The organism is Ruegeria sp. SAZD013, assembly GCF_059612525.1.
This window is the reverse complement of record NZ_JBXWQT010000022.1, coordinates 1-25,671: the sequence shown is the minus strand read 5'-3', so window position 1 is coordinate 25,671 and position 25,671 is coordinate 1. Positions and strand designations below refer to the sequence as shown.

Annotated in this window: 20 protein-coding genes; 18 read left to right on the top strand and 2 right to left on the bottom strand. The window is 58.9% G+C overall.

What is annotated here, in order from left to right; translation table 11 throughout:
* Positions 1-34 precede the first annotated feature (34 nt).
* The 7 genes from AC2FLU_RS12610 to nusG all read left to right on the top strand — a co-directional run bounded on the left by AC2FLU_RS12610 (position 35) and on the right by nusG (position 6,272).
* Positions 35-910 (top strand): LysR family transcriptional regulator, encoded by an 876-nt coding sequence (locus AC2FLU_RS12610; RefSeq protein WP_480520920.1) that lies wholly within the window; start codon positions 35-37, stop codon positions 908-910.
* 102 nt (positions 911-1,012) lie between these two features.
* A complete protein-coding gene (ccoG, locus tag AC2FLU_RS12605; protein ID WP_480520918.1) occupies positions 1,013-2,440 on the top strand; it encodes a cytochrome c oxidase accessory protein CcoG in 1,428 nt (475 codons plus the stop codon).
* A 2-nt stretch (positions 2,441-2,442) separates the two neighbouring features.
* Complete coding sequence (locus AC2FLU_RS12600; RefSeq protein WP_480520916.1) at positions 2,443-2,901, top strand: FixH family protein; 459 nt, start codon at positions 2,443-2,445, stop codon at positions 2,899-2,901.
* A 3-nt stretch (positions 2,902-2,904) separates the two neighbouring features.
* A complete protein-coding gene (locus AC2FLU_RS12595; protein WP_480623692.1) occupies positions 2,905-5,082 on the top strand; it encodes a heavy metal translocating P-type ATPase in 2,178 nt (725 codons plus the stop codon).
* Between the two features lie 5 nt (positions 5,083-5,087).
* Positions 5,088-5,246: a cbb3-type cytochrome oxidase assembly protein CcoS gene (ccoS, locus tag AC2FLU_RS12590; RefSeq protein WP_209507770.1), complete on the top strand. Its 159-nt coding sequence runs from the start codon at positions 5,088-5,090 to the stop codon at positions 5,244-5,246.
* Between the two features lie 99 nt (positions 5,247-5,345).
* Positions 5,346-5,543, top strand: a complete 198-nt coding sequence (gene secE, locus AC2FLU_RS12585) for a preprotein translocase subunit SecE (protein ID WP_480474071.1) — start codon at positions 5,346-5,348, stop codon at positions 5,541-5,543.
* A gap of 195 nt (positions 5,544-5,738) precedes the next feature.
* Complete coding sequence (gene nusG, locus AC2FLU_RS12580) at positions 5,739-6,272, top strand: transcription termination/antitermination protein NusG (RefSeq protein WP_209507773.1); 534 nt, start codon at positions 5,739-5,741, stop codon at positions 6,270-6,272.
* A 96-nt stretch (positions 6,273-6,368) separates the two neighbouring features.
* Here nusG and AC2FLU_RS12575 read toward each other — a convergent pair whose 3' ends face one another.
* Entirely contained in the window at positions 6,369-7,580 is a 1,212-nt protein-coding gene (locus AC2FLU_RS12575; RefSeq protein WP_480474070.1) for a peptidoglycan-binding domain-containing protein, read from the bottom strand.
* A 446-nt stretch (positions 7,581-8,026) separates the two neighbouring features.
* Here AC2FLU_RS12575 and rplK point away from each other — a divergent pair, with 446 nt between their 5' ends.
* Complete coding sequence (rplK, locus tag AC2FLU_RS12570; RefSeq protein WP_480474069.1) at positions 8,027-8,476, top strand: 50S ribosomal protein L11; 450 nt, start codon at positions 8,027-8,029, stop codon at positions 8,474-8,476.
* A gap of 1 nt (position 8,477) precedes the next feature.
* Positions 8,478-9,176, top strand: a complete 699-nt coding sequence (rplA, locus tag AC2FLU_RS12565) for a 50S ribosomal protein L1 (RefSeq protein WP_480474068.1) — start codon at positions 8,478-8,480, stop codon at positions 9,174-9,176.
* A gap of 57 nt (positions 9,177-9,233) precedes the next feature.
* Here rplA and AC2FLU_RS12560 read toward each other — a convergent pair whose 3' ends face one another.
* Positions 9,234-10,004 (bottom strand): class II glutamine amidotransferase, encoded by a 771-nt coding sequence (locus AC2FLU_RS12560; protein ID WP_480520914.1) that lies wholly within the window; start codon positions 10,002-10,004, stop codon positions 9,234-9,236.
* A 447-nt stretch (positions 10,005-10,451) separates the two neighbouring features.
* Here AC2FLU_RS12560 and rplJ point away from each other — a divergent pair, with 447 nt between their 5' ends.
* From rplJ to fusA, 9 genes are all read left to right on the top strand, one after another.
* Positions 10,452-10,970 carry a 50S ribosomal protein L10 gene (gene rplJ, locus AC2FLU_RS12555; protein WP_209507785.1) on the top strand — a complete coding sequence of 173 codons (519 nt, stop codon included), beginning with the start codon at positions 10,452-10,454 and terminating at the stop codon, positions 10,968-10,970.
* Positions 10,971-11,049: 79 nt separating this feature from the next.
* Positions 11,050-11,427: a 50S ribosomal protein L7/L12 gene (gene rplL / locus AC2FLU_RS12550; protein ID WP_209507787.1), complete on the top strand. Its 378-nt coding sequence runs from the start codon at positions 11,050-11,052 to the stop codon at positions 11,425-11,427.
* Positions 11,428-11,677: 250 nt separating this feature from the next.
* A complete protein-coding gene (rpoB, locus tag AC2FLU_RS12545) occupies positions 11,678-15,814 on the top strand; it encodes a DNA-directed RNA polymerase subunit beta (RefSeq protein ID WP_480520912.1) in 4,137 nt (1,378 codons plus the stop codon).
* 51 nt (positions 15,815-15,865) lie between these two features.
* Complete coding sequence (rpoC, locus tag AC2FLU_RS12540) at positions 15,866-20,107, top strand: DNA-directed RNA polymerase subunit beta' (protein WP_480474064.1); 4,242 nt, start codon at positions 15,866-15,868, stop codon at positions 20,105-20,107.
* A 211-nt stretch (positions 20,108-20,318) separates the two neighbouring features.
* Positions 20,319-21,098 carry a hypothetical protein gene (locus tag AC2FLU_RS12535; RefSeq protein WP_496811996.1) on the top strand — a complete coding sequence of 260 codons (780 nt, stop codon included), beginning with the start codon at positions 20,319-20,321 and terminating at the stop codon, positions 21,096-21,098.
* Between the two features lie 138 nt (positions 21,099-21,236).
* Positions 21,237-22,106 (top strand): DMT family transporter, encoded by an 870-nt coding sequence (locus tag AC2FLU_RS12530; RefSeq protein WP_496808157.1) that lies wholly within the window; start codon positions 21,237-21,239, stop codon positions 22,104-22,106.
* 434 nt (positions 22,107-22,540) lie between these two features.
* Positions 22,541-22,912: a 30S ribosomal protein S12 gene (rpsL, locus tag AC2FLU_RS12525; RefSeq protein WP_005621086.1), complete on the top strand. Its 372-nt coding sequence runs from the start codon at positions 22,541-22,543 to the stop codon at positions 22,910-22,912.
* Positions 22,913-22,927: 15 nt separating this feature from the next.
* Positions 22,928-23,398 (top strand): 30S ribosomal protein S7, encoded by a 471-nt coding sequence (gene rpsG, locus AC2FLU_RS12520; protein ID WP_093964348.1) that lies wholly within the window; start codon positions 22,928-22,930, stop codon positions 23,396-23,398.
* A gap of 18 nt (positions 23,399-23,416) precedes the next feature.
* The gene (gene fusA, locus AC2FLU_RS12515) at positions 23,417-25,534 is read left to right on the top strand and encodes an elongation factor G (protein WP_480474062.1); all 2,118 of its coding nucleotides are present in this window, start codon (positions 23,417-23,419) and stop codon (positions 25,532-25,534) included.
* The last annotated feature ends 137 nt before the right edge of the window (positions 25,535-25,671 follow it).

The window sequence follows — 25,671 nt, the reverse complement described above, 5'->3', positions numbered from 1 at the left end:
AAATACCATTCCATAGTGTAAGTCAGGGTTACATATGAATTGGTTGTCGCTTCCCCCATTGGCCGCGCTGAGGGCGTTTGCGGCATTTGCTGAAAAACGCAATGTCGTCGAAGCTGGTGCTGCGTTGAACGTAAGCCATGCGGCGATTAGCCAGCAGTTGCGCGTACTTGAGAACCATCTGGGTGCTGCCTTGCTTGATCGAACAGGCAAGGCCCTGACCCTAACCGCCGATGGTGAACATCTGGCCCGAGCCCTGCAACTTGGGTTTGGCGCGATCGAGGCGGCAGTGGGGGATTTGGTGCGGTCTGGTCAGGACCGCCCGGTCCACGTGTCGCTGACATCCTCTTTTGCGGCCTCTTGGCTGATGCCGCGTCTACCGGCTTTTCGCGAAACCCATCCCGAGGTGAACCTGATCCTCGATCCCACTGCCGAAGTTGTTGAACTGCGACCGGGTGGGATCGACATTGCCATTCGGTACGGCCCCGGCGGTTGGACCGGTGTGCAATCAGAGATGCTGTTGCAGTCGCCGGTGGTCATCGTCGCCGCTCCGAAACTGCTGGGTGAAAAGACGTCATGGACGCCGACCGAGTTGGCCCAACTGCCCTGGCTCGAGGAAATCGGCACCACCGAGGCGACGACCTGGCTGGCCGAACATGGTGCCGGTCCTGAACGCGGTGCGGGCCGGACCGAGCTGCCGGGAAACCTGGTACTGGACGGTCTGCGGGCCGGGCAGGGGGTCACTGTCACGGTGCGACATTTCGTCGAGCCTGACATCAAGGCCGGTCGCATCGTTGAGCTTTATGCAGAGCCGGATACGCGCGGATACCATATTGTGACGCCAAATTCGCCACTTAGACCAGCTGTCAGAACTTTTGTGACGTGGTTGAGGCGTCAGGCACGGGAAATGTGATAAAAGGTGTCTGTACGATGCGCGTTTTGACCCATGTCAAAGTTGCTATGCGCGTGATCTGGAAGAACACACACTCAGAAGAGCCAGTACCGGAGCCAGCCTGTGAGCGATTCCAACCCCACCCCCAGCCTATACGCCGCACGAGAACCGATCTTTCCAAGGCGCGTTTCTGGGCCATTTCGGAACCTGAAATGGATCATCCTTATCGTGACACTGGGCATTTACTATGTAACGCCCTGGATCAGATGGGATCGCGGCCCCAGCTTGCCGGATCAGGCCGTCCTGCTGGATTTGGCAAACCGGCGCTTCTATTTCTTCTGGATCGAAATCTGGCCGCACGAATTCTATTTCGTGGCGGGCCTGCTGATCATGGCGGGGCTGGGTCTGTTTCTATTCACATCTGCGCTGGGGCGGGTCTGGTGCGGGTATGCCTGCCCGCAAACGGTCTGGACTGACCTTTTCATTCTGGTCGAGCGCTGGATCGAAGGCGACAGAAACGCCCGATTGCGCCTGCATCGTCAGGAAAAGCTGGATTTCCGCAAGGCTCGGCTCCGGTTGACGAAATGGATGACCTGGTTCCTGATCGGCCTGGCCACCGGCGGTGCCTGGGTGTTTTATTTTGCGGATGCGCCGACGTTGCTCCGCGATCTTGTGACGGGCAACGCGCATCCCGTCGCTTACACGACGATGCTGGTTCTGACTGGCACGACCTTCTTTTTCGGCGGGTTCGCCCGCGAACAGATTTGTATCTACGCGTGTCCTTGGCCGCGCATTCAGGCCGCGATGATGGATGAAGACACGCTGGTCGTGGGATACCGCGAATGGCGTGGTGAGCCGCGCGGCAAAGGCAAGCGGACAGCTGATTCCGAGTTGGGGGATTGCATCGACTGCATGGCCTGCGTGAATGTCTGCCCTGTCGGAATCGATATCCGCGATGGCCAGCAGCTTGAATGTATCACCTGTGCCCTGTGTATCGACGCGTGTGACGACATGATGGCCAAGATCGGCAAACCGCGCGGGCTGATCGATTATATGGCGCTCAGCGACGAGCCGCGCGAACGCTCGGGACAACCGCCCAAGAATGTCTGGAAACACATCTTCCGGCCCCGTACGATCCTGTACACCTCGTTGTGGTCACTGGTGGGGGTTGCGCTGCTGTTCGCCCTGTTCATTCGCTCTGACATCGATCTGACCGTAGCACCCGTGCGCAACCCGACCTTTGTCACCCTGTCGGATGGCACCATTCGAAACACCTATGACGTCAGGCTGCGCAACAAGCACGGTGAGGACCGCCTGTTCAAATTGTCTCTGGCGGGCGATCCGTCGATGCGATTGGAAATTGAGGGAACCAAGATAGATACTGTGAATGTCACGGCGGATACGGCACAATTGACCCGTGTATATATCGTGGCATCCCGTGACAGCGGTCCGGCGGCAGCAGAAGCGACGCCAGTGCGGATCTGGGTCGAAGACCTCAGCAGCGGCGAACGTGCTTACAAAGACACTACGTTCAACGGACGGGGGAACTGATCATGGCCGAACGTAAATTCACCGGAAAGCACGCTTTGGCGGTGTTTGTCGGTGCCTTTGGCGTGATCATCGCGGTGAACCTCGTGCTGGCTTATAATGCGGTGAAGACGTTTCCGGGGCTGGAGGTCAAGAATTCCTACGTTGCCAGCCAGGAGTTCAACGATCGCCTGAAAGAGCAGCAGGCATTGGGCTGGACGGTTCGGGCAGAAACCAAAGGTGGTCTTCTGATCCTGCATATTACGGACGCGACCGGCGCACCGGTTCAGGTCAGCGAATTGCAGGCGGTGGTTGGCCGCGCAACCCATGTGCGGGACGATTTCGCACCGGATTTCACCTTTGACGGCGCGGCCTATGCCACTCCGGCCACGCTGGGCAAGGGCAACTGGAATATCCGGCTGGTCGCGCGTGACGGCAATGGTGCCGAGTTTTCGCAGCGCGTTCCGCTGTATGTGAAAGGGTAGCCGATGACGGCGCAGCTTTCATCCGGTACGGCGGCCTGCCCGGGGTGTCTGGCAGCACCAGCAGAACCCGCGCGCCCGATTCCGGAAGATGTGCAGATTGCCTTGTCCTTGCCGGGCATCCACTGCTCGGCCTGTATCACGACGGTCGAACGTGAACTGAACGCCCATCCCGGTGTCGAAGACGCGCGGGTCAACCTGACTCTGAAACGGGCGATGATCAAAGCCGCGCCGGAAACCCGAGCGGCCGATCTGATCCCGGTGCTTGAACGGGCAGGTTTCGAAGCGCACGAGCTTGACACCGGCGCTTTGTCGGCAACACAGGCGGACAAGGCGGGACGTGACCTGCTGATGCGACTGGCCGTCGCCGGGTTTGCTTCCATGAACGTGATGCTGTTGTCGGTGTCGGTCTGGTCCGGCGCAACAGACGCGACGCGCGACATGTTCCACTGGATTTCCGCTGCAATCGCGCTGCCCGCCATTGCCTTTTCGGCGCAACCGTTCTTTGCCAACGCTTGGAGCGCCCTGCGGGTGCGGCGGCTGAACATGGATGTGCCGATCACGCTGGCGATCCTGCTGGCGCTGGTCACATCCCTGTGGGAGACCGCACTGAGCGGAGAGCATGCCTATTTCGATGCCGCGCTGACCCTGACATTCTTCCTGCTGGCGGGCCGATATCTGGACTACCGCACCCGCGCCGCAGCCCGATCCGCGGCAGAAGAGCTTACCGCTCTGGAAGTGCCGCGCGCCATCCGCATCGTGGACGGGCTAGAGGCCGAAGTTGCGGTGGCCGATCTGAAGGTTGGTGATCTGATCCTTGTGCGCCCCGGTGGCCGAATGCCGGTGGACGGTCAGATTGTGTCTGGCCAATCCGAACTGGACCGTTCGCTGTTGACGGGGGAAACCCTGCCGGTGTTTGCCGAAGCCGGCCAGCTGGTCAGCGCGGGCGAGGTCAACCTGACAGGTCCACTAACCCTGCGCGCCACAGCAGTGGGTCAGGATACGTCGCTGCACCGGATGGCGGATCTGGTGGCCATCGCTGAATCGGGGCGGTCCCGCTATACCTCGCTGGCCGACAAGGCCGCCAAGCTTTATGCGCCCGGTGTCCACATCCTTTCGGCGCTCAGCTTTGTGGGGTGGTACATCTATTCGGGCGATTTGCGCACCGCTCTGAACATCGCCGCGGCGGTTCTGATCATCACCTGTCCCTGCGCCTTGGGTCTGGCTGTTCCGGCAGTGACCACCGCTGCCTCGGGCCGATTGTTCCGCAAGGGTATGCTGATCAAGCACGCAACCGCGCTCGAACGGTTGTCCGAGACCGACACCGTGGTGTTCGACAAGACGGGCACGCTGACCTCGGGTGCGCCGGAACTGGTCAATCTTGGCGATCACGCCCGCGCGCAGGTCGAGGTTGCGCTGGCCCTGACCGAGGCCTCTGCGCATCCCTTGTCCGTGTCATTGGCCAAAGCCGCGCGACAGGCCGGGATCAAGCCTGCAAATGTTCGGGACATAACCGAAGTGCCGGGATACGGCACCCAAGGGGAATACCGCGGTCAACGCGTTCGTTTGGGCCGGGCCGCATGGCTCGGCGCACAGCAGGGCGCGGAAACGTCTGCCTGGCTTGCAATTGGCGACGATGCGCCCTTGGCGTTCCGCTTCTCGGACGCGTTGCGCCCAGGCGCGGCCGAGGCGGTGGAAGCGTTGCGGGCGTCAGGCAAGCATGTGCTATTGATCTCGGGGGATTCGAAGGGCGCCGTGCAATCTTTGGCCGAGAAGCTGGGAATAACGGATTGGGTCGCCGAGGCTTTGCCGCAGGACAAGGCACAGCGCATTCAGGACCTCAGGGATCAGGGCCGCAAAGTTCTGATGGTGGGGGACGGCCTGAACGACACGGCTGCATTGGCGGCGGCACATGTGTCGATCTCTCCGGCCTCGGCGTTGGATGCGGCGCGGGTTGCCTCGGACATCGTTCTTCTGGGCAATGACCTTCTGCCCATTGCGGATGCCTGCGATACGGCCATCAAGGCCACCCGTCGCATCCGCGAGAACTTCCAGATCGCAACCGTTTACAACGTGATTGCCGTTCCGCTGGCCGTGATCGGACTGGCAACACCGCTGATCGCGGCCTTGGCGATGTCGACCTCGTCAATTACCGTATCGCTGAACGCATTGCGGCTGAGGTAACCCTGATGGAAGTGCTTGCCTATCTGATCCCGATATCCCTGTTTCTGGGGGGCGTTGGTCTGGTCGCCTTTATCTATACCGTTCGTTCCAATCAGTACGAAGACCCCGATGGCGACGCGCGCCGCATCCTGAGTGACGAGTGGGACGACAAACCCAAACCCTGACCAATCGCCCGATATGCGCAGAGTTCATCCAAGCGCCCTTGAAATTGCCGCAATGCCCGGCTATGTCCGGCCCATCCGCAAGCAGAGAGAACACGCCAAATGGCCACCACCAACCCGATCCAGTTCATTCAGCAAGTCCGTGCCGAAGTTTCCAAGGTCGTCTGGCCGACCCGGCGCGAAGTGCTGTTGACCACGGTCATGGTCTTCATCATGGCGGCGCTGACAGCTGTGTTTTTTGCTTTGGTCGATCTGGGTATCCGGGGCGGCCTTCAGCTGGTTCTGGGCGCTTTCGGCTAAGCCGGTTCAGGCGGGGGCAAATACGACTGCCCCTTGCACCTCGCGCGATGTCAGAGTAGGTGACGCATATTCGGAATGGGCGTGTGGCGATTCGGGTCACGCGCCGCTTTTTATTCCGGATGACGTGACAGGATTTAAATGACGGGTGTGTCCGCAAGATGTGATGCCCCGAAGACAAACAAGGACGACAGGTTCATGGCGAAACGGTGGTACTCGGTCAGCGTTCTTTCGAATTTCGAAAAGAAGATCGCAGAGCAGATCCGCACGTCGGTGGCTGAACAGGGCCTTGAGAACGATATCGACGAAGTTCTGGTGCCCACCGAAGAGGTGATCGAAGTGCGCCGGGGCAAGAAGGTCACCACCGAACGCCGCTTTATGCCGGGTTACGTGCTGGTGCATATGGAAATGTCGGATCAGGGCTATCATCTGATCAACTCGATCAACCGCGTCACCGGTTTTCTGGGTCCGCAGGGTCGCCCGATGCCGATGCGCGACGCCGAGGTGAACCAGATCCTCAACCGCGTTCAGGAAGGCGAAGAAGCGCCCAAGCTGATGATCACCTTCGAGATCGGCGAAAAGGTCAAGGTCAACGACGGCCCGTTCGAGGATTTCGACGGCATGGTCGAAGGCGTGGACGACGAAGCGCAAAAGCTGAAGGTTTCGGTGTCGATTTTTGGCCGCGAAACCCCGGTCGAGCTGGACTTCACGCAGGTCACCAAGCAAAGCTAAGCGTTCTGCCAGAGAAATTCGAAACGCCGCGATGTCAAAGCATCGCGGCGTTTTCAGTTTCAGCCCTACACGGGCCGATACAGTTTTCAAATGGGCTTACTGCGACTGAACCATGGCTGCGCGCAAAAGCTGCGGGCGGTCGGTCTGGGATGGCAGGAAAACCGCCTGCGACCCGGAATCCAGCGCCGAAAGGCTTGCATCATACCACTGCATCGCAAGGTCGCGGCGCGCCTGGACACCAAAGCCTTCGCGCAGGTGGTGACCGACCAGTTCTCCGTATGCGGGTTCACCCATGGCAACCAGCATCAGCGCGGAGCCAACCGCGGTATCCATGTTGTCCTGACGATATCCCATCGCAAGGCAGACCTTGCTGGTCGCGGCAAGATCAGCAGGGCTTAGACCCGAATCCAAGGCAAGCTTGCGCACCTGGGTTTCAGCCTCTGATTTCGAGTTGATAGACAGCGCGTCAACTTGCGGTGCCAGCATGTCGCCATAGGCGGCGCACTGGGCTGCGACCTGATCGGGTGTAAGGCCCTGGATGTCCTGCATCAGTTCTTCACCCTGTGCCATCGCATAGCTGCGGGCAAGGCAGAATTGCTCGCTGAGCGCAAAGTCAGGATCGGACATGTTCGACAGGGTCGTATAGCCGCCATTGGTCGACGTTTGCAGCATGACCCCGCTGCACCGATTGGCTAACGATGGGCCTCCGGTACCGCCGGAAAACAGGCTCGGCAGGCTGGCTGTCGTAGCTTCAGCGGCGCTTGTTGCGGGTTCGGCCTGTTGAGGCGTGATAACCGGGATGGCCGGGGCCTGGGTCTGAGGCGCCGCCGCCAAGGCAGAGCCGGTTTGCACCTGTTGCCGATAGGCCATCAAAAGCGGTTGACCCGAAAGCTGGGTTGCCGCCTGCCCACCGCTTGTCGCCCAGTAATAGGCCTGCATCAGAAAGTCATACTGATAGGGCTGGAAGTCATAGCCATTCACAGGATAGCCCATGGACACCTGATAGCGTTCGATCGCCGACCGGGTCCCATGCCCGACCTGCCCATCGACACGCCCGGCATTATAGCCGAAATAGTTGAGCGCGGTCTGTGTCTGCGCCCCTTGCGAGGTGGACGGAATGCCTGACCGGTAGGTCTGGCTTGAAGACCGGGACTTTTTCTTTTGCTGGTCCTTGCCGATCGCGTATCCGACGACCCCGCCAACGACAGCGCCGCCGATGAAGTCGCCCGCATCGGCCCGTGCGGTCTGGGGAACGGACGCCGCAAAAGACAGTGCGGCGACAAGCATAGTTAATAAACGAATAATCATGACGAACCTCCGAACAAATTTGTTTTCCCCGATAATAGCACAGCCACAGCATGGCGCGGTTATTTATGCGGCGCAAGGAACGAAGCCACAGCAGTCTGTCGGTCGGGCGCCGGGTTCGCTCCGGTTTTTTCAAGCAAAATAAACCCTTAATATAGCGCGAAACCTCGTTTTACAGGCCACCTGGGATTTCCTGGGTTTGACCGGAATGACCAGCAATTTCCCGCCATGGCGCGTCGACGCCGGTGTTTATCGATTTGAAACTCGATTCGGTGATCCCGAATTGAATGGCGGGCCACTTGCCAACCCCCATGATCCCCTGTAAACGCCGCCCCATCGTCTTCGGGCGAGATTCTCTCGTGGGAGGTTACCGGGATCGCGATCCCGGGCCGGACCACGCAACATAATCTGGGTGAGACGCGTTTCACCTTAGTTGAAAGGAAAACCAAATGGCCAAGAAGCTTGCTGGTACAATGAAACTGCAGGTTCCTGCAGGTCAGGCGAACCCGTCGCCGCCGGTTGGTCCGGCGCTGGGTCAGCGCGGCATCAACATCATGGAATTCTGCAAGGCGTTCAACGCCAAGACCGCAGATATGGAGCCCGGCGCGCCGTGCCCGACCGTGATCACCTACTATCAGGACAAGTCCTTCACCATGGACATCAAGACGCCGCCGGCGTCTTATTACCTGAAAAAAGCAGCTGGTCTGAAGCCGGTTGGCAAGCGGAACCGCCCTCGTGGAGCGGAGAATCCCGGTCGTGAAACGATCGCAACCGTGACCTCGAAGCAGGTTCGTGAAATCGCCGAAGCCAAAATGAAAGATCTGAACGCCAACGACATCGAAGGCGCAATGCAGATCATCCTGGGCTCGGCCCGCTCCATGGGCATCGAGGTGAAGTAAGATGGCAAAACTCGGTAAACGTACCCGCGCTGCGCGCGAAGCCGTCGCTGGCAAGGAAAACCTGTCGGTGGACGAAGCTGTTGCTCTGGTCAAAGCCAATGCAACTTCGAAATTCGACGAGACCATTGAAATCGCAATGAACCTGGGCGTTGACACCCGTCACGCAGACCAGATGGTGCGCGGCGTTGTCGGCCTGCCGAACGGCACAGGCAAAGACATGCGCGTTGCTGTGTTCGCACGTGGCGCGAAGGCTGACGAAGCGAAAGAAGCAGGCGCGGATATCGTTGGCGCAGAAGACCTGATGGAAACCATTCAGGGCGGCACCATCGAATTCGATCGTTGCATTGCAACCCCGGACATGATGCCGATCGTCGGTCGTCTGGGTAAGGTTCTGGGCCCCCGTAACCTGATGCCGAACCCCAAGGTTGGCACCGTGACCATGGATGTGAAAGCAGCCGTGGAAGCAGCCAAAGGCGGTGAAGTTCAGTTCAAGGCGGAAAAAGGCGGCGTTGTGCACGCAGGCGTTGGCAAAGCATCGTTCGATGACGCCAAGCTGGCCGAAAACATTCGCGCCTTCGTCTCGGCTGTTGCCCGGGCCAAGCCGTCGGGCGCCAAAGGCACCTACATGAAGAAAATCGCGCTGAGCTCGACCATGGGCCCCGGTGTGACCGTTGATGTGGCAGAAGCTTCGGGCGAATAAGCCTGATCCACGCCAAAGCAATGTTGCGGGCGGTCCAATCGGACCGCCCGTTTTCGATTAGCTGAACGGCAACGCGGTATGGCTGGCTGTTTCGCCGGTCAGGGTAAAGAAACTCCGGTCTTCAATGGGCGTCCATTTTCCTGTGCCCTTGTCCAGAGGTTCGGATGCAATGACCTTGCCGCCGTGGTCCAGCCCTTCCCCGAAATACAGGGACGGGCTGCGCTGGTCGCTGGAATATCGAAACGCATACAGGCTCTGTCCATCCGAAAAGGCGACGGCCATGCGATCCGGTTGCGTCCGATGACTGTCAAGCGCATCGATCTGACGCAGAGTTGCGACAACAGCGTCCTGCGGCGCATCATCCAGCCCGTTGGCCAGCAGCAGCAGAAACAGAAGCTCTGAATCCGTCGACCCGCGCCGCGCCGCATAAAGCTCGTCCGGCAGTGAGGATTCTAGCCGTCTGCGCAAACGCCCGAACTCTCCGATCTGACCATTGTGCATGAAGGACCATTTGCCAAATGTAAAAGGGTGGCAGTTTGCGCGCGACACTTCGCCGAATGTCGAGGCGCGGACATGGGCCAAAAACAGCGAGGATTTTATCATCCTGCAAAGATCGACCAGGTTACCATCCGACCACGCGGGCAGGACATCCCTGTACAGGCCGGGACGATCCTGATCCGCGTACCATGCCATACCGAAGCCATCGCCATTGACGGCAAGCTTTGCCTCGGCCGCGTGCTGGCTTTGCTCCAGCAATGAATGCTGGGGCCGGATGACGATGTTTTCAAGCGGAATACTTGGTCCGCAATAGGCGGCAATTCTACACATTTTTTCTGCTTCGTCTTGTTTCTGAGAAAAATTGTCGGGTTATAGTCTTAAAGTTGGAACAATGTCACGAACTATTTTGCGCTCAACCCTGTAATTCGACCTAATCAATTGCTCGTCAGCGCAATGGATCTTGTTGTTTTGGTCATCCCTTGTTGCGTTTGATTTATCACAATTTACCTCTTGGAAACCCCGGCCATCTGTCCTAAGTAGACCTGCGGAATAAAGCGTGCGATTCGTCGTGCGCTTTATTTTGTTTCGTCCAAGACGGTGGGTGGTGCCATATGGCCCCTTAATTCCCTGCCTGAGACGGGTAAGACCAAAGAATTCTGAGGGTCCCACCCTCGGGCGAATTTTGGCCAATCCCGTAACAACGGACCTGAACGCCGGGGCGCAAGCCGCGGCAAATATGAGCCGGGGTGAGATCTCACCCCTAACTTGGAGAGAACTGTGGATAGAGCCCAGAAAGAGAAAGTGGTCGAGGAACTCGGCCAAATCTTCGAAAGCTCTGGCGTCGTAGTGGTTGCTCACTACGCCGGTCTGACAGTTGCCGAGATGCAGGACCTTCGCGCACGTGCCCGTGACGCGGGTGGCTCCGTGCGTGTTGCCAAGAACAGGCTCGCCAAAATCGCCCTCGAGGGTAAGCCGTGTGCAAGCATGGCCGACCTGCTGACAGGGATGACCGTTCTGACCTATTCCGAGGACCCCGTGGCAGCAGCCAAGGTGGCCGAGGACTTCGCCAAGGATAACAAGAAATTTGAAATCCTCGGCGGTGCTATGGGCGAGAACGCTCTGGACCGCAAAGGCGTTGAAGCCGTTTCGAAAATGCCGTCTCGCGAGGAGCTTATTGCTTCGATCGTGGGCTGCATTGGCGCACCTGCTTCGAACATCGCCGGCGCGATTGGCGCACCTGCAAGCAATATCGCAAGCATCCTTTCCACCATCGAAGAGAAGGCGGAAGCTGCGTAAGCGGTTGGCACTGAATGATCTGCGTAGGGTACCTACCCTGACGTTGGAACACACATTGTAAACGGAAAGAGCTGATAAAATGGCTGATCTGAAAGCACTCGCAGAAAGCATCGTGGGTCTGACCCTGCTGGAAGCACAAGAACTGAAAACCATCCTCAAAGACGAATACGGCATCGAGCCCGCAGCTGGCGGCGCCGTAATGGTCGCAGCAGCTGGTGGCGACGCCGGTGGCGCAGCTGAGGAAGAAAAAACCGAATTCGACGTCGTTCTGAAGAACGCCGGCGCTTCGAAAATCAACGTGATCAAAGAAGTTCGCGGCATCACCGGTCTGGGCCTGAAAGAAGCCAAGGAACTGGTCGAAGCTGGCGGCAAGATCAAAGAAGGCGTGTCGAAAGACGAAGCCGAAGACGTCAAAGCCAAGCTGGAAGCAGCTGGCGCCGAAGTCGAGCTGGCCTAAGCCTGGTCTCAGGCGCATCGCTGATGCGCCGAAAATTTTGGCTGGATCCGGAGAAATCCGGGTCCAGCCGAACCTGTCTTAGAAAGGGCCTCACGGAATGGGGCGTTTTCTAAGACACGGTTTTCGGATCGGGAGGCCGCCTTCGGGACGGTGGCCACGAATTGATCCGGACGTGTTGTCTCGATTGTGCAAGATGCCGGGGCCCGACGGTGTCTTTGCCCGCTGAGAACATCGAAAGGTGACATCTGACATGGCTCAAACGTTCCTTGGCCAGAAACGTCTTCGTAAATATTACGGCAAAATCCGCGAAGTACTGGAGATGCCGAACCTCATTGAGGTACAGAAATCTTCTTATGATCTTTTCCTGCGCTCCGGCGATGCAGAACAGCCCACAGACGGCGAAGGCATCAAAGGCGTGTTCCAATCGGTTTTCCCGATCAAGGATTTCAACGAAACCTCTGTTCTGGAGTTCGTGAAATACGATCTGGAGAAACCCAAATACGACGTCGAAGAGTGCATGCAGCGCGACATGACCTACAGCGCACCGCTGAAGGTTACCCTGCGCCTGATCGTGTTCGATGTTGATGAGGACACCGGCGCGAAATCGGTAAAAGACATCAAAGAACAGGATGTCTTCATGGGCGACATGCCCCTGATGACCCCGAACGGCACCTTTGTCGTCAACGGCACCGAGCGTGTAATCGTCTCCCAGATGCACCGTTCGCCCGGCGTGTTCTTTGATCACGACAAGGGTAAAACCCATTCCTCGGGCAAGCTGCTGTTTGCCTGCCGCATCATCCCGTATCGCGGAAGCTGGCTGGACTTCGAGTTCGACGCCAAGGATATCGTGTTCGCCCGTATCGACCGCCGCCGCAAACTGCCTGTGACAACCCTGCTTTATGCGCTGGGTATGGATCAGGAAGCGATAATGGACGCGTATTACAACACCGTTTCCTACAAGCTGGAAAAGAAGAAGGGCTGGGTCACGCCGTTCTTCCCCGAGCGTGTTCGCGGCACCCGTCCGACCTATGACCTGATCGACGCAAAATCAGGTGAGGTGATTGCCGAGGCAGGCAAGAAAGTCACCCCGCGCGCGGTCAAGAAGCTGATCGACGAGGGCACCGTCACCGAACTGCTGGTTCCGTTCGATCACATCGTTGGCAAGTTTGTCGCCAAAGACATCATCAACGAAGAAAACGGCGCGATCTATGTCGAAGCCGGTGACGAACTGACGCTGGAATATGACAAGGATGGCGACCTGATCGGCGGTACCGCGAAGGAACTGATCGACGCGGGCATCACCGATATCCCGGTTCTCGACATCGACAACGTCAATGTTGGTCCCTACATGCGCAACACCATGGCCGCAGATAAGAATATGGGCCGTGAAACCGCGCTCATGGATATCTACCGCGTCATGCGTCCAGGTGAGCCGCCCACCGTCGAAGCGGCGTCGGCCCTGTTCGACACCCTGTTCTTCGACAGCGAGCGGTATGACCTGTCCGCTGTTGGCCGCGTGAAGATGAACATGCGCCTGGCTCTGGACGCACCGGATACCCTGCGCACCCTGCGCCGCGAAGACATCGTGGCCTGCGTCAAGGCTCTGGTCGAACTGCGCGATGGCAAGGGCGACGTGGACGACATCGACCACCTCGGCAACCGTCGTGTGCGTTCGGTCGGCGAACTAATGGAAAACCAGTACCGCGTCGGTCTGCTGCGTATGGAGCGCGCGATCAAAGAGCGTATGTCGTCGGTCGAGATCGACACCGTCATGCCGCAGGACCTGATCAACGCGAAACCGGCTGCTGCTGCTGTGCGCGAATTCTTCGGCTCGTCGCAGCTGTCGCAGTTCATGGACCAGACCAACCCGCTGTCGGAAGTCACCCACAAACGCCGTCTCTCGGCGCTTGGCCCCGGTGGTCTGACGCGTGAACGTGCGGGCTTTGAGGTACGCGACGTGCACCCGACCCACTATGGACGGATGTGCCCGATTGAAACGCCGGAAGGCCCGAATATTGGTCTGATCAACTCGCTGGCCACCTTTGCCCGCGTGAACAAGTATGGCTTCATCGAAACACCTTACCGCGTTGTCAAGAACGCCGAGGTGACTGATGAGGTTCACTACATGTCCGCGACCGAGGAAATGCGTCATACCGTGGCGCAGGCGAACGCGACACTGGACAAGAACGGCAAGTTCATCAACGATCTGGTTTCGACCCGTCAGGCAGGCGACTACACCCTTGCCCCGCGCGAGAATGTGGACCTGATCGACGTGTCGCCGAAGCAGCTGGTCTCGGTTGCTGCATCGCTGATCCCGTTCCTTGAAAATGACGACGCCAACCGCGCTCTGATGGGCTCGAACATGCAACGTCAGGCGGTTCCGCTGCTGCGGGCCGAGGCACCGCTGGTCGGGACGGGCATCGAGGAAAAGGTTGCGATCGACTCGGGCGCTGCGATCCAGGCGAAACGCGCCGGTATCATCGACCAGGTCGATGCCCAGCGTATCGTTATCCGCGCCACCGAGGATCTGGAACTGGGCGACGCTGGCGTTGACATCTATCGTCTGCGCAAATTCCAGCGTTCGAACCAGAACACCTGCATCAACCAGCGTCCGCTGATAAAGGTGGGTGACACCGTCCAGAAGGGCGAGGTCATTGCCGACGGTCCGTCGACCGATATGGGTGAACTGGCCCTTGGCAAGAACGTGGTCGTCGCGTTCATGCCGTGGAACGGCTACAACTACGAAGACTCGATCCTGATCTCAGAACGTATCGCGCGTGATGACGTCTTTACCTCGGTCCATATCGAGGAATTCGAAGTCGCCGCCCGTGACACCAAGCTGGGCCCGGAAGAGATCACCCGCGACATTCCGAACGTCGGTGAAGAAGCGCTGCGCAACCTCGACGAGGCGGGCATCGTTTACATCGGTGCGGATGTCGAGCCGGGCGATATTCTGGTCGGCAAGATCACTCCGAAGGGCGAAAGCCCGATGACCCCGGAAGAAAAGCTGCTGCGCGCCATCTTTGGCGAAAAAGCATCTGACGTGCGCGACACCTCGCTGCGCGTGAAGCCGGGCGATTACGGTACGGTCGTCGAGGTGCGCGTCTTCAACCGTCACGGCGTCGAGAAAGACGAGCGTGCGCTGCAGATCGAGCGTGAGGAAGTCGAACGTCTGGCCCGTGACCGGGACGACGAGCTGGCGATCCTTGACCGCAACATCTATGCGCGTCTGCAAGGTCTGATCCTGGGTAAAACTGCGGTCAAAGGCCCGAAAGGTGTCAAGGCAGGGTCGGTGATCACCGAGGAGCTGCTGGACACCCTGACCCGTGGTCAATGGTGGCAGCTGGCTCTGGAAGACGAGCAGGACGCACAGATCGTCGAGGCCCTGAACGAGCAGTACGAAGTGCAAAAGCGCGCTCTGGACGCCCGTTTCGAGGATAAGGTCGAGAAGGTCCGCCGTGGCGACGACCTGCCGCCGGGTGTGATGAAGATGGTCAAAGTCTTCATTGCCGTAAAGCGCAAGTTGCAGCCGGGCGACAAGATGGCCGGTCGTCACGGGAACAAGGGTGTGATTTCCAAGGTTGTTCCGATGGAAGACATGCCGTTCCTGGCCGATGGTACGCCGGTTGACTTCTGTCTGAACCCGCTGGGTGTGCCTTCGCGTATGAACGTTGGTCAGATCCTTGAAACCCACATGGGTTGGGCCGCGCGCGGTCTGGGTCTGAACATCGATGAGGCTCTGGGTGAGTACCGCCGGTCCGGCGACCTGACCCCGGTGCGCGAGGCGATGAAGCTGGCCTATGGCGAAGATGTCTACGAAGAAGGCATTACCGGCATGGACGAGGAGACGCTGGTCGAAGCAGCGGGCAACGTGACCCGCGGTGTTCCGATCGCAACCCCCGTCTTTGACGGTGCCAAAGAGGCTGACGTCAACGACGCGCTGGTGCGTGCGGGCTTCTCGCAAAGCGGTCAGTCGATCCTGTTCGACGGTCGTACGGGTGAGCAATTTGCGCGTCCGGTCACCGTGGGCATCAAGTACCTGCTCAAACTGCACCACCTTGTGGACGACAAGATCCACGCGCGTTCGACCGGGCCCTATAGCCTGGTGACCCAGCAGCCGCTGGGTGGTAAGGCGCAGTTCGGTGGCCAGCGCTTTGGTGAGATGGAAGTCTGGGCTCTGGAAGCTTACGGCGCCGCCTACACCCTACAAGAGATGCTGACGGTGAAATCGGATGACGTCGCCGGTCGGACCAAGGTCTATGAGTCGATCGTCAAGGGCGAGGATAACTTTGAAGCGGGCGTACCGGAATCGTTCAACGTTCTGGTGAAAGAAGTCCGCGGCCTCGGCCTGAATATGGAACTCCTGGATGCGGAGGTTGAGGAGTAAGGGCTCAGCCCTTCCTCCCGTCCCCCCTTCCGCAAAATTTGAGGTATCAAAATGAACCAGGAAATCACCAACAACCCGTTCAACCCGCTGACGCCCCCGAAGGTCTTTGACGAAATCAAAGTCTCGCTGGCGTCGCCCGAACGGATCCTGTCTTGGTCCTATGGTGAGATCAAGAAACCCGAAACCATCAACTACCGGACGTTCAAGCCTGAACGTGACGGTCTGTTCTGTGCACGTATCTTTGGCCCGATCAAAGATTACGAATGTCTGTGCGGCAAATATAAACGGATGAAGTATCGCGGCGTTGTCTGCGAAAAATGCGGCGTGGAAGTCACCCTGCAAAAAGTCCGCCGCGAGCGTATGGGCCACATCGAACTGGCCGCGCCCGTTGCACACATCTGGTTCCTGAAATCGCTGCCGTCCCGCATCGGTCTGATGCTGGACATGACGCTGCGCGATCTGGAACGCGTTCTGTACTTTGAAAACTACGTCGTTATCGAGCCCGGTCTGACCGACCTGACCTACGGCCAGATGCTGACCGAAGAAGAGTACATGGACGCGCAGGATGCCTTTGGCATGGACGCGTTCACCGCCAATATCGGTGCGGAAGCCATCCGTGAGATGCTGGCCCAGATCGATCTGGAAGCCGAAGCCGAGCAGCTGCGCGCTGATCTGGCCGAAGCCACAGGCGAACTGAAGCCCAAGAAGATCATCAAGCGTCTGAAGGTTGTTGAATCCTTCCTCGAGTCGGGCAACCGACCTGAATGGATGGTCATGACCGTGATCCCGGTCATCCCGCCGGAACTGCGCCCACTGGTTCCGCTGGATGGTGGCCGCTTTGCGACCTCGGATCTGAACGATCTGTATCGTCGCGTGATCAACCGGAACAACCGCCTCAAGCGTCTGATCGAACTGCGTGCGCCTGACATCATCGTCCGCAACGAAAAGCGGATGTTGCAGGAATCCGTGGACGCTCTGTTTGACAACGGCCGTCGTGGCCGCGTGATCACCGGCGCCAACAAGCGCCCGCTGAAATCGCTGTCGGACATGCTGAAAGGCAAGCAGGGCCGCTTCCGTCAGAACCTTCTGGGGAAACGCGTCGACTTCTCGGGCCGTTCGGTCATCGTGACCGGTCCGGAACTCAAGCTGCACCAGTGTGGTCTGCCCAAGAAGATGGCGCTGGAACTGTTCAAGCCGTTCATCTACTCGCGCCTTGAAGCCAAGGGTCTGTCTTCGACCGTGAAACAGGCGAAGAAGCTGGTCGAGAAAGAGCGTCCCGAAGTGTGGGATATCCTCGACGAGGTGATCCGCGAACACCCTGTCATGCTGAACCGTGCGCCGACGCTGCACCGTCTTGGCATTCAGGCGTTCGAACCGGTTCTGATCGAAGGCAAAGCCATTCAGCTGCACCCCCTGGTCTGTTCGGCCTTCAACGCCGACTTCGACGGCGACCAGATGGCCGTTCACGTCCCGCTGAGCCTTGAGGCACAGCTGGAAGCCCGCGTTCTGATGATGTCGACGAACAACGTTCTGTCGCCTGCAAACGGCGCGCCGATTATCGTTCCGTCGCAGGACATGATCCTGGGCCTGTACTATGTGTCGCTGGAACGTGCCGGCATGCCGGGCGAAGGCAAGGTCTTTGGTTCGATCGACGAAGTTCAGCACGCGCTGGACGCGGGTGAGGTGCATCTGCACACCAAAATCACAGCGCGGATCACGCAGATCGACGAAGAAGGCAACGAAGTTCAGAAGCGCTATGAAACCACTCCGGGCCGTCTGCGTCTGGGGGCCCTGCTGCCGATGAACAACAAGGCGCCGTTCGATCTGGTCAACCGCCTGCTGCGGAAGAAAGAAGTGCAGCAGGTGATCGACACCGTCTACCGCTACTGCGGTCAGAAAGAGTCGGTTATCTTCTGTGACCAGATCATGTCGATGGGCTTCAAAGAAGCGTTCAGGGCGGGCATCTCGTTCGGCAAGGACGACATGGTCATTCCTGATGACAAGTGGGGCATCGTTGATGACACCCGCGATCAGGTGAAAGATTTCGAACAGCAGTACATGGACGGCCTGATCACTCAGGGCGAAAAGTACAACAAGGTTGTCGATGCCTGGTCGAAGTGTAACGACCGCGTGACCGAGGCGATGATGAGCACCATCTCGAACGTCGCCAAGGCCGAAGACGGGTCGGACATGGAGCCGAACTCGGTTTACATGATGGCTCACTCCGGTGCGCGGGGCTCGGTCACTCAGATGAAACAGCTGGGCGGTATGCGGGGCCTGATGGCCAAGCCGAACGGTGACATCATCGAGACGCCGATCATCTCGAACTTCAAGGAAGGTCTGACCGTTCTTGAATACTTCAACTCGACCCACGGTGCCCGTAAAGGTCTGTCGGATACCGCTCTGAAAACCGCGAACTCGGGTTACCTGACCCGTCGTCTGGTGGACGTGGCACAGGACTGCATCGTTCGCGAGATCGACTGCGGCACTGAACGCGCGATCACGGCCGAAGCTGCGGTCAACGACGGTGAAGTTGTCGCCTCTCTGGCCGAGCGTATTCTGGGCCGCGTGGCTGCCGATGACATCCTGCGTCCGGGCACGGAAGAGGTGCTCGTGGCCGCGGGTCAGCTGATCGACGAACGGATGGCGGACATCATCGATGAGGCTGGCGTTCAGTCGACCCGTATCCGCTCGCCTCTGACCTGCGAGTCCGAGGAAGGCGTCTGTGCCACCTGTTACGGTCGTGACCTTGCTCGCGGTACCATGGTGAACACGGGTGAGGCTGTCGGCATCATCGCCGCCCAGTCCATCGGTGAACCCGGTACACAGCTGACGATGCGGACTTTCCACATCGGCGGTGTTGCGCAAGGTGGTCAGCAGTCGTTCCAGGAAGCAAGCCAAGCCGGCAACGTATCCTTCGAGAACCCGCAGATCCTGGTGAATGCCGCAGGCGAAAGTCTCGTCATGGGCCGGAACATGAAGCTGGTGATCAAGGACGATCACGGCGAAGAGCGTGCCAACCACAAGCTGGGCTACGGCTCCAAGCTGTTCGTCAAGGAAGGCGCGAAAGTGTCCCGTGGCGACAAGCTGTTCGAATGGGATCCCTACACCCTGCCGATCATCGCCGAGAAAGCCGGTACCACCAAATACGTCGACCTGGTTTCGGGCCTTGCCGTCCGTGACGAGACCGACGAAGCAACAGGCATGACCCAGAAGATCGTGATTGACTGGCGCGCGGCCCCCCGTGGCAGCGACCTGAAGCCCGAGATCATTCTGGTCGGTGACGATGGCGAACCGGTCCGCAACGATGCGGGCAACCCGGTTCACTATCCGATGTCGGTGGATGCGATCCTGTCGGTCGAAGATGGCCAGAAGATCGAAGCCGGTGACGTTGTTGCGCGTATTCCGCGTGAAGGTGCCAAGACCAAGGACATCACCGGTGGTCTGCCGCGTGTGGCCGAACTGTTCGAAGCCCGCCGTCCGAAAGATCACGCGATCATCGCAGAAGCCGATGGTTACGTGCGCTTTGGCCGCGACTACAAGAACAAGCGCCGCATCACCATCGAACCGGCTGACGAGTCACTGGAGCCCATCGAGTACATGGTACCCAAGGGCAAGCACATCCCTGTTGTCGAAGGCGACTTCGTACAGAAGGGCGACTACATCATGGACGGTAACCCGGCTCCGCATGACATCCTGTCCATCATGGGTGTCGAGGCGCTGGCGAACTACATGATCGACGAAGTGCAGGATGTGTATCGTCTGCAAGGCGTGAAGATCAACGACAAGCACATCGAAGTCATCGTGCGCCAGATGCTGCAGAAGTGGGAGATCCTGGATTCAGGCGACACCACCCTGCTGAAAGGCGAACATGTCGACAAGCAGGAGTTCGACGCAGCCAACGAAAAGACCATCGCTCGCGGTGGTCGTCCGGCACAGGGCGAGCCGATCCTTCTGGGGATCACCAAGGCCTCGCTGCAAACGCGTTCGTTCATCTCGGCCGCGTCGTTCCAGGAAACCACCCGCGTACTGACCGAAGCGTCCGTGCAGGGCAAAAAGGACAAGCTGGTCGGCCTGAAAGAGAACGTCATCGTTGGTCGCTTGATCCCCGCCGGTACCGGTGGGGCAACTCAGGCCGTCCGCCACATCGCGCAGTCGCGCGACAATGTGGTGATCGAAGCCCGCCGGGAAGAGGCCGAAGCGGCCGCTGCCCTGGCTGCGCCGATCATGGATGATGATCTGGTCGGGGATGAGCTGGATGTTCTGGTGGAAACACCCGAAAGCCGCGAGTAATCGCCCGATTGACAAGTTAAGGAAGGCCCCGCGATTTCGCGGGGCCTTTTGTTTTTGCAGGGTTGAAACGCGCGCCACACTTAGGGCAGTTCCAGACCACTGGCATATCGCGCTTGCTGTATGAGACCTGCAATAACAGCAGGGTTTTTCTGATTTAGGCTAAACTGTGCTACCATCCGTCTCGAATTCACACAGGTGACGGGGGTGGATGATGAGAGCTGTCACAAAGCTGTCGCGCGTATTTTCGGTTTTCGGTCTCGGCCTGATGGCCGCCTGCACGGATTATGCCTATGTGGGGATGCCGCCGGGCCAGCCATCGCGTGAGATCGTGATCCCGAACGGCACGACGCGCTTGATCCCGATATCCGGCTCGATCGTCGGGCTGGCTTATGATGAGCCGAGAAGGCGGATCTTTCTGCGCAATCTTCCCGGTACCCAGCTACAGGAGCTTGACCGAAATGGCCGTGTCCTGCGTACCTTTGCGGCACAGCGTGTTCCGGCCGGATGCGGTGGCATCACACCTGACGAGTTCCCCATAAAAGAATGCGGGCTGGCCATTCGGGGCGGCGACGGCCATCTTTTCCTCGACCATCCGAACGGGGTGATGATCGCGGAACTGACCCGCGAAGGGCAATTCGTGCGCAACATAACCCTCAGCCAGCCACAGGGGCCGATTGGCGGGCTGGCCTTTGATGAAACGACCGGCACGCTTTATGTGCTGTTCATCCGCAATCGCCTGATCTCCGAGGTGGATTTGAACGGCACGGTTCTAAGGACGATCCGCGCGACCAATCCATCGGTCGGCGCAGCGGTGCAGATCGAACGCTTTGGCCTTGGCATCAACTCCAAACGCCGCGAGCTTTATGTCGCCCTTCAGAACGGCAACCAGCTTGGCGTTCTGGACATGTCCGGTGGGTTGATTGCAACGCACACGCTCAGCGCCGGGGTGGCTGTGGAAGGTATCGGAGGCGGCCGGGTATCCGGCCTCTGATAGGGGATCAGTCGGCGTTTTCGAAACGCTCCGCACGCGTCGGAGGGCAATTCTCGCGCTGATCTGATTTGATGCGTTGACAGGCGGCTGTCCGATTGGGCCAATGGCCCGATCACTCTGCGCAGGGCCATATCTGACATGAACCCAAACACCAAAGGTGCCTTGCTGATGATGGGCAGCATGGCGGCCTTCACCCTGAACGACACTTTGGTCAAGGTCGCGCTTCGGGAACTGCCTTTGTTCCAACTGGTGGCCATGCGGGGCGTACTGGCCGTTTTCCTTGTCTACGGTCTTGCCTGCTATCTGGGGGCGCTGCACCTCAATTTCTCAAACCACGACCGGTGGCTGGTTGCGCTGCGCAGCCTGACCGAACTGTCGGCCACCTTCTTTTTCCTGACAGCGCTCAAGAACATGCCGCTTGCCAATGTGACGGCCATTCTGCAGGCGCTGCCCCTGACCGTGACGCTGGGCGCGGCGCTGGTCTTTTCCGAACAGGTCGGCTGGCGGCGCATATTGGCGATTGCCATTGGTTTTGGCGGCATGGTTCTGATCGTCAGACCCGGTCCTGACGGCTTCAGCCTGTATTCCATCTACGCGCTGATCGCAGTGGCTTCGATCACGGTTCGCGATCTGGTGACGCGACGCATGTCGCCCCAAGTTCCTTCAATGGTGGTGACACTGGCGACGTCTCTTTCCATCACGGTGGCCGCCGCGATTGCTTCGGTGTTCGAAGGATGGGTTCCGGTTTCCGGCGCTGCGGGTTCTTTGGTTGCAGCGGCGGCCGTGTTCGTCCTGATGGGCTATCTGTTCAGCGTCATGGTCATGCGTCAGGGCGATGTCGGGTTCATCGCGCCGTTTCGCTATTCCAGCCTGATCTGGGCCCTGGGGTTGGGCTGGGCCGTATTCGATGAATGGCCCGACGGCCTGACCATGCTGGGTGCGACACTGATCGTGGCCGCCGGACTGTTTACGCTGTTCCGGGAACGCGCGCGTCGGGAAGCGGCGTGAACCTGCGTGACAAAGCTCTGAACACTGGTTATCCGAAGGCGAAACCCGGCCTCCGGTTGCGGGTTCAGCTCAACATTGGCGCTTCTGGTGCAGGGCGGTTTTATGAACCCGGTTGAGCCTGCGCACCCATATCGGCACGGCCCGGATCAGCCAATTGCCGGGCAACCGGTATCGTGCTGTTGACACTCGGGCCGACTCCCCCTATTACGCGCGTCATCTCGGTGCCGGGGGCCGCCCCATAGCCGATTCCAGTAATGAGCTGGTCAAGGCCCGGACAATTTTGCAGTTCGCGCCCTCTGAGAAACAACCGCGACGTTCACCTCGGAATGGGAACGCTCGTGGGTTTTGCGCTTGTGGACGCATCAGCGCAGCGAAGTTAGCCGCACGCCAGTTGCGTGCATGTCATGTGTGTTGCAAACGGGGAAGAAACCGGAATGCCAACTATTCAACAGCTGATCCGCAAACCGCGGCAGCCCAAAGTAAAACGCTCGAAGTCCATGCACCTGGAGCAGTGCCCGCAGAAACGCGGCGTCTGCACACGTGTTTACACCACCACACCGAAGAAACCGAACTCGGCTATGCGTAAGGTTGCCAAAGTGCGCCTGACCAACGGGTTCGAGGTCATCTCGTACATCCCCGGTGAAAGCCACAACCTTCAGGAACACTCGGTTGTTCTGATCCGTGGCGGCCGTGTGAAAGACCTTCCCGGTGTGCGTTACCACATCCTGCGCGGTGTTCTGGATACTCAGGGCGTCAAAGACCGTAAGCAACGCCGTTCGAAATACGGCGCGAAGCGTCCCAAGTAAGAAGGAGAGGCTGATATGTCACGTCGTCACGCCGCCGAAAAACGCGAAGTCCTGCCTGACGCCAAGTTTGGCGATAAGGTTCTGACCAAATTCATGAACAACCTGATGATCGACGGCAAGAAGTCGGTCGCCGAGCGCATCGTCTACAACGCCTTTGACCGCGTCGAAAGCAAGATCAAGCGCGCGCCCGTCGAAGTGTTCCACGAAGCACTCGACAACATCAAACCGTCGGTCGAGGTTCGCTCGCGCCGGGTTGGTGGTGCAACCTATCAGGTTCCGGTCGAAGTCCGCCCCGAGCGCCGCGAAGCACTGGCCATCCGCTGGCTGATCACCGCTGCGCGCGGCCGCAATGAAAACACCATGGAAGAACGCCTCGCCGGTGAGCTGCTGGACGCTGTACAGTCCCGCGGTACCGCCGTGAAGAAGCGCGAAGACACCCACAAGATGGCCGAGGCGAACAAAGCCTTCAGCCATTACCGTTGGTAATCCCAGAGGCTTATCCAAATGGCACGCGAATATCCGCTCGAACTATACCGTAACTTCGGTATCATGGCGCACATCGACGCAGGTAAGACCACCTGCTCGGAGCGTATCCTGTATTACACTGGTAAATCCCACAACATCGGCGAGGTGCACGATGGTGCAGCCACCATGGACTGGATGGAGCAGGAGCAGGAACGCGGCATCACCATCACTTCGGCTGCAACTACCACCTTCTGGGAACGCACCGAAGACGGTCAGAATGCTGACACGCCTAAGCACCGCCTGAACATCATCGACACCCCCGGCCACGTTGACTTCACCATCGAAGTTGAACGCTCGCTGGCGGTTCTCGACGGTGCCGTCTGCGTTCTGGACGCAAACGCCGGTGTTGAACCCCAGACCGAAACCGTGTGGCGTCAGGCTGACCGCTACAAGGTTCCGCGTATGGTTTTCGTCAACAAGATGGACAAGATCGGCGCAGACTTCTTCAACTGCGTTCGCATGATCGAAGACCGCACCGGCGCACGTGCTGTTCCGGTTGGTATTCCGATCGGTGCCGAAACCGAGCTGGAAGGCCTGGTTGACCTCGTCACCATGGAAGAGTGGCTGTGGCAGGGCGAAGATCTTGGTGCAAGCTGGGTCAAAGCTCCGATCCGTGACAGCCTGAAAGACATGGCTGACGAATGGCGCGGCAAGATGATCGAAGCGGCCGTCGAAGAAGACGACGACGCGATGATGGCCTATCTGGAAGGCGAAGAGCCCGATGTTCCGACTCTGCGCAAACTGCTGCGCAAAGGTACGCTGGCGCTGCATTTCGTTCCGGTTCTGGGTGGCTCGGCGTTCAAGAACAAAGGCGTTCAGCCGCTGCTCAACGCTGTGATCGACTACCTGCCCAGCCCGCTGGACGTTGTTGATTACATGGGCTTCAAACCCGGCGACGAGGAAGAAGTTCGTAACATCGCACGTCGTGCCGATGACGACATGGCTTTCTCGGGTCTGGCGTTCAAAATCATGAACGACCCCTTCGTCGGTTCGCTGACCTTCACCCGCGTTTACTCGGGCACCATGCAGAAGGGCGACTCGATCCTGAACTCGACCAAAGGCAAGAAAGAGCGCATCGGTCGTATGATGATGATGCACTCCAACAACCGGGAAGAGATCGAAGAAGCGTTTGCAGGCGACATCATCGCGCTGGCGGGTCTGAAAGACACCACCACCGGTGACACCCTCTGCGATCCGAAGGATCCGGTGGTTCTGGAAACCATGACCTTCCCCGATCCTGTGATCGAGATCGCGGTCGAGCCCAAAACCAAGGGCGACCAGGAAAAGATGTCTCAGGGTCTGGCCCGTCTGGCCGCCGAAGACCCGTCCTTCCGCGTGGAAACCGACCTGGAATCGGGTCAGACCATCATGAAGGGCATGGGCGAACTTCACCTGGACATCCTGGTGGACCGTCTCAAGCGCGAGTTCAAGGTCGAAGCCAACATCGGTGCGCCTCAGGTGGCTTATCGTGAAACCATCTCGATGCCGGTCGAACACACCTACACCCACAAGAAACAGTCGGGTGGTTCGGGTCAGTTCGCTGAAGTCAAGCTGGAGATCCAGCCCACCGAGGCAGGCGAAGGTTACTCGTTCGAAAGCCGCATCGTTGGTGGTGCCGTTCCTAAGGAATACATCCCCGGTGTTGAAAAAGGCATCAACTCGGTCATGGACAGCGGCCCTCTGGCTGGCTTCCCGGTGATCGACTTCAAGGTTGCCCTGCTGGACGGTAAGTTCCACGACGTCGACTCGAGCGTTCTGGCGTTCGAAATCGCGGCCCGTATGTGTATGCGTGAAGGCATGCGCAAAGCTGGCGCGAAGCTGCTGGAACCGATCATGAAGGTCGAAGTGATCACCCCGGAAGAATACACCGGCGGTATCATCGGTGACCTGACTTCGCGTCGGGGCCAGGTGTCGGGTCAGGAATCCCGCGGCAACGCAATCGCGATCGACGCGTTTGTTCCGCTGGCGAACATGTTCGGCTACATCAACACCCTGCGTTCGATGTCGTCGGGCCGTGCCCAGTTCACCATGCAGTTCGACCACTACGATCCGGTTCCGCAGAACATCTCGGACGAGATCCAGGCGAAATACGCATAAGCGACGATTTGAGGGAGCGCCGTTCCGGGGCTCCCTTCATTACAGAAAAAGGAGGCCATCATGGCAAAGGAAAAGTTTGAGCGTACAAAACCGCACGTCAACATCGGCACGATTGGGCATGTTGACCACGGCAAGAC

Coding starts and splice junctions, on each gene's coding strand:
- AC2FLU_RS12610 (WP_480520920.1), top strand. CDS start 35: ATGAATTGGTTGTCGCTTCCCCCATTGGCCGCGCTGAGGGCGTTTGCG.
- AC2FLU_RS12600 (WP_480520916.1), top strand. CDS start 2,443: ATGGCCGAACGTAAATTCACCGGAAAGCACGCTTTGGCGGTGTTTGTC.
- AC2FLU_RS12595 (WP_480623692.1), top strand. CDS start 2,905: ATGACGGCGCAGCTTTCATCCGGTACGGCGGCCTGCCCGGGGTGTCTG.
- ccoS (WP_209507770.1), top strand. CDS start 5,088: ATGGAAGTGCTTGCCTATCTGATCCCGATATCCCTGTTTCTGGGGGGC.
- secE (WP_480474071.1), top strand. CDS start 5,346: ATGGCCACCACCAACCCGATCCAGTTCATTCAGCAAGTCCGTGCCGAA.
- nusG (WP_209507773.1), top strand. CDS start 5,739: ATGGCGAAACGGTGGTACTCGGTCAGCGTTCTTTCGAATTTCGAAAAG.
- AC2FLU_RS12575 (WP_480474070.1), bottom strand. CDS start 7,580: ATGATTATTCGTTTATTAACTATGCTTGTCGCCGCACTGTCTTTTGCG.
- rplK (WP_480474069.1), top strand. CDS start 8,027: ATGGCCAAGAAGCTTGCTGGTACAATGAAACTGCAGGTTCCTGCAGGT.
- rplA (WP_480474068.1), top strand. CDS start 8,478: ATGGCAAAACTCGGTAAACGTACCCGCGCTGCGCGCGAAGCCGTCGCT.
- AC2FLU_RS12560 (WP_480520914.1), bottom strand. CDS start 10,004: ATGTGTAGAATTGCCGCCTATTGCGGACCAAGTATTCCGCTTGAAAAC.
- rplL (WP_209507787.1), top strand. CDS start 11,050: ATGGCTGATCTGAAAGCACTCGCAGAAAGCATCGTGGGTCTGACCCTG.
- rpoB (WP_480520912.1), top strand. CDS start 11,678: ATGGCTCAAACGTTCCTTGGCCAGAAACGTCTTCGTAAATATTACGGC.
- rpoC (WP_480474064.1), top strand. CDS start 15,866: ATGAACCAGGAAATCACCAACAACCCGTTCAACCCGCTGACGCCCCCG.
- AC2FLU_RS12535 (WP_496811996.1), top strand. CDS start 20,319: ATGAGAGCTGTCACAAAGCTGTCGCGCGTATTTTCGGTTTTCGGTCTC.
- AC2FLU_RS12530 (WP_496808157.1), top strand. CDS start 21,237: ATGAACCCAAACACCAAAGGTGCCTTGCTGATGATGGGCAGCATGGCG.
- rpsL (WP_005621086.1), top strand. CDS start 22,541: ATGCCAACTATTCAACAGCTGATCCGCAAACCGCGGCAGCCCAAAGTA.
- rpsG (WP_093964348.1), top strand. CDS start 22,928: ATGTCACGTCGTCACGCCGCCGAAAAACGCGAAGTCCTGCCTGACGCC.
- fusA (WP_480474062.1), top strand. CDS start 23,417: ATGGCACGCGAATATCCGCTCGAACTATACCGTAACTTCGGTATCATG.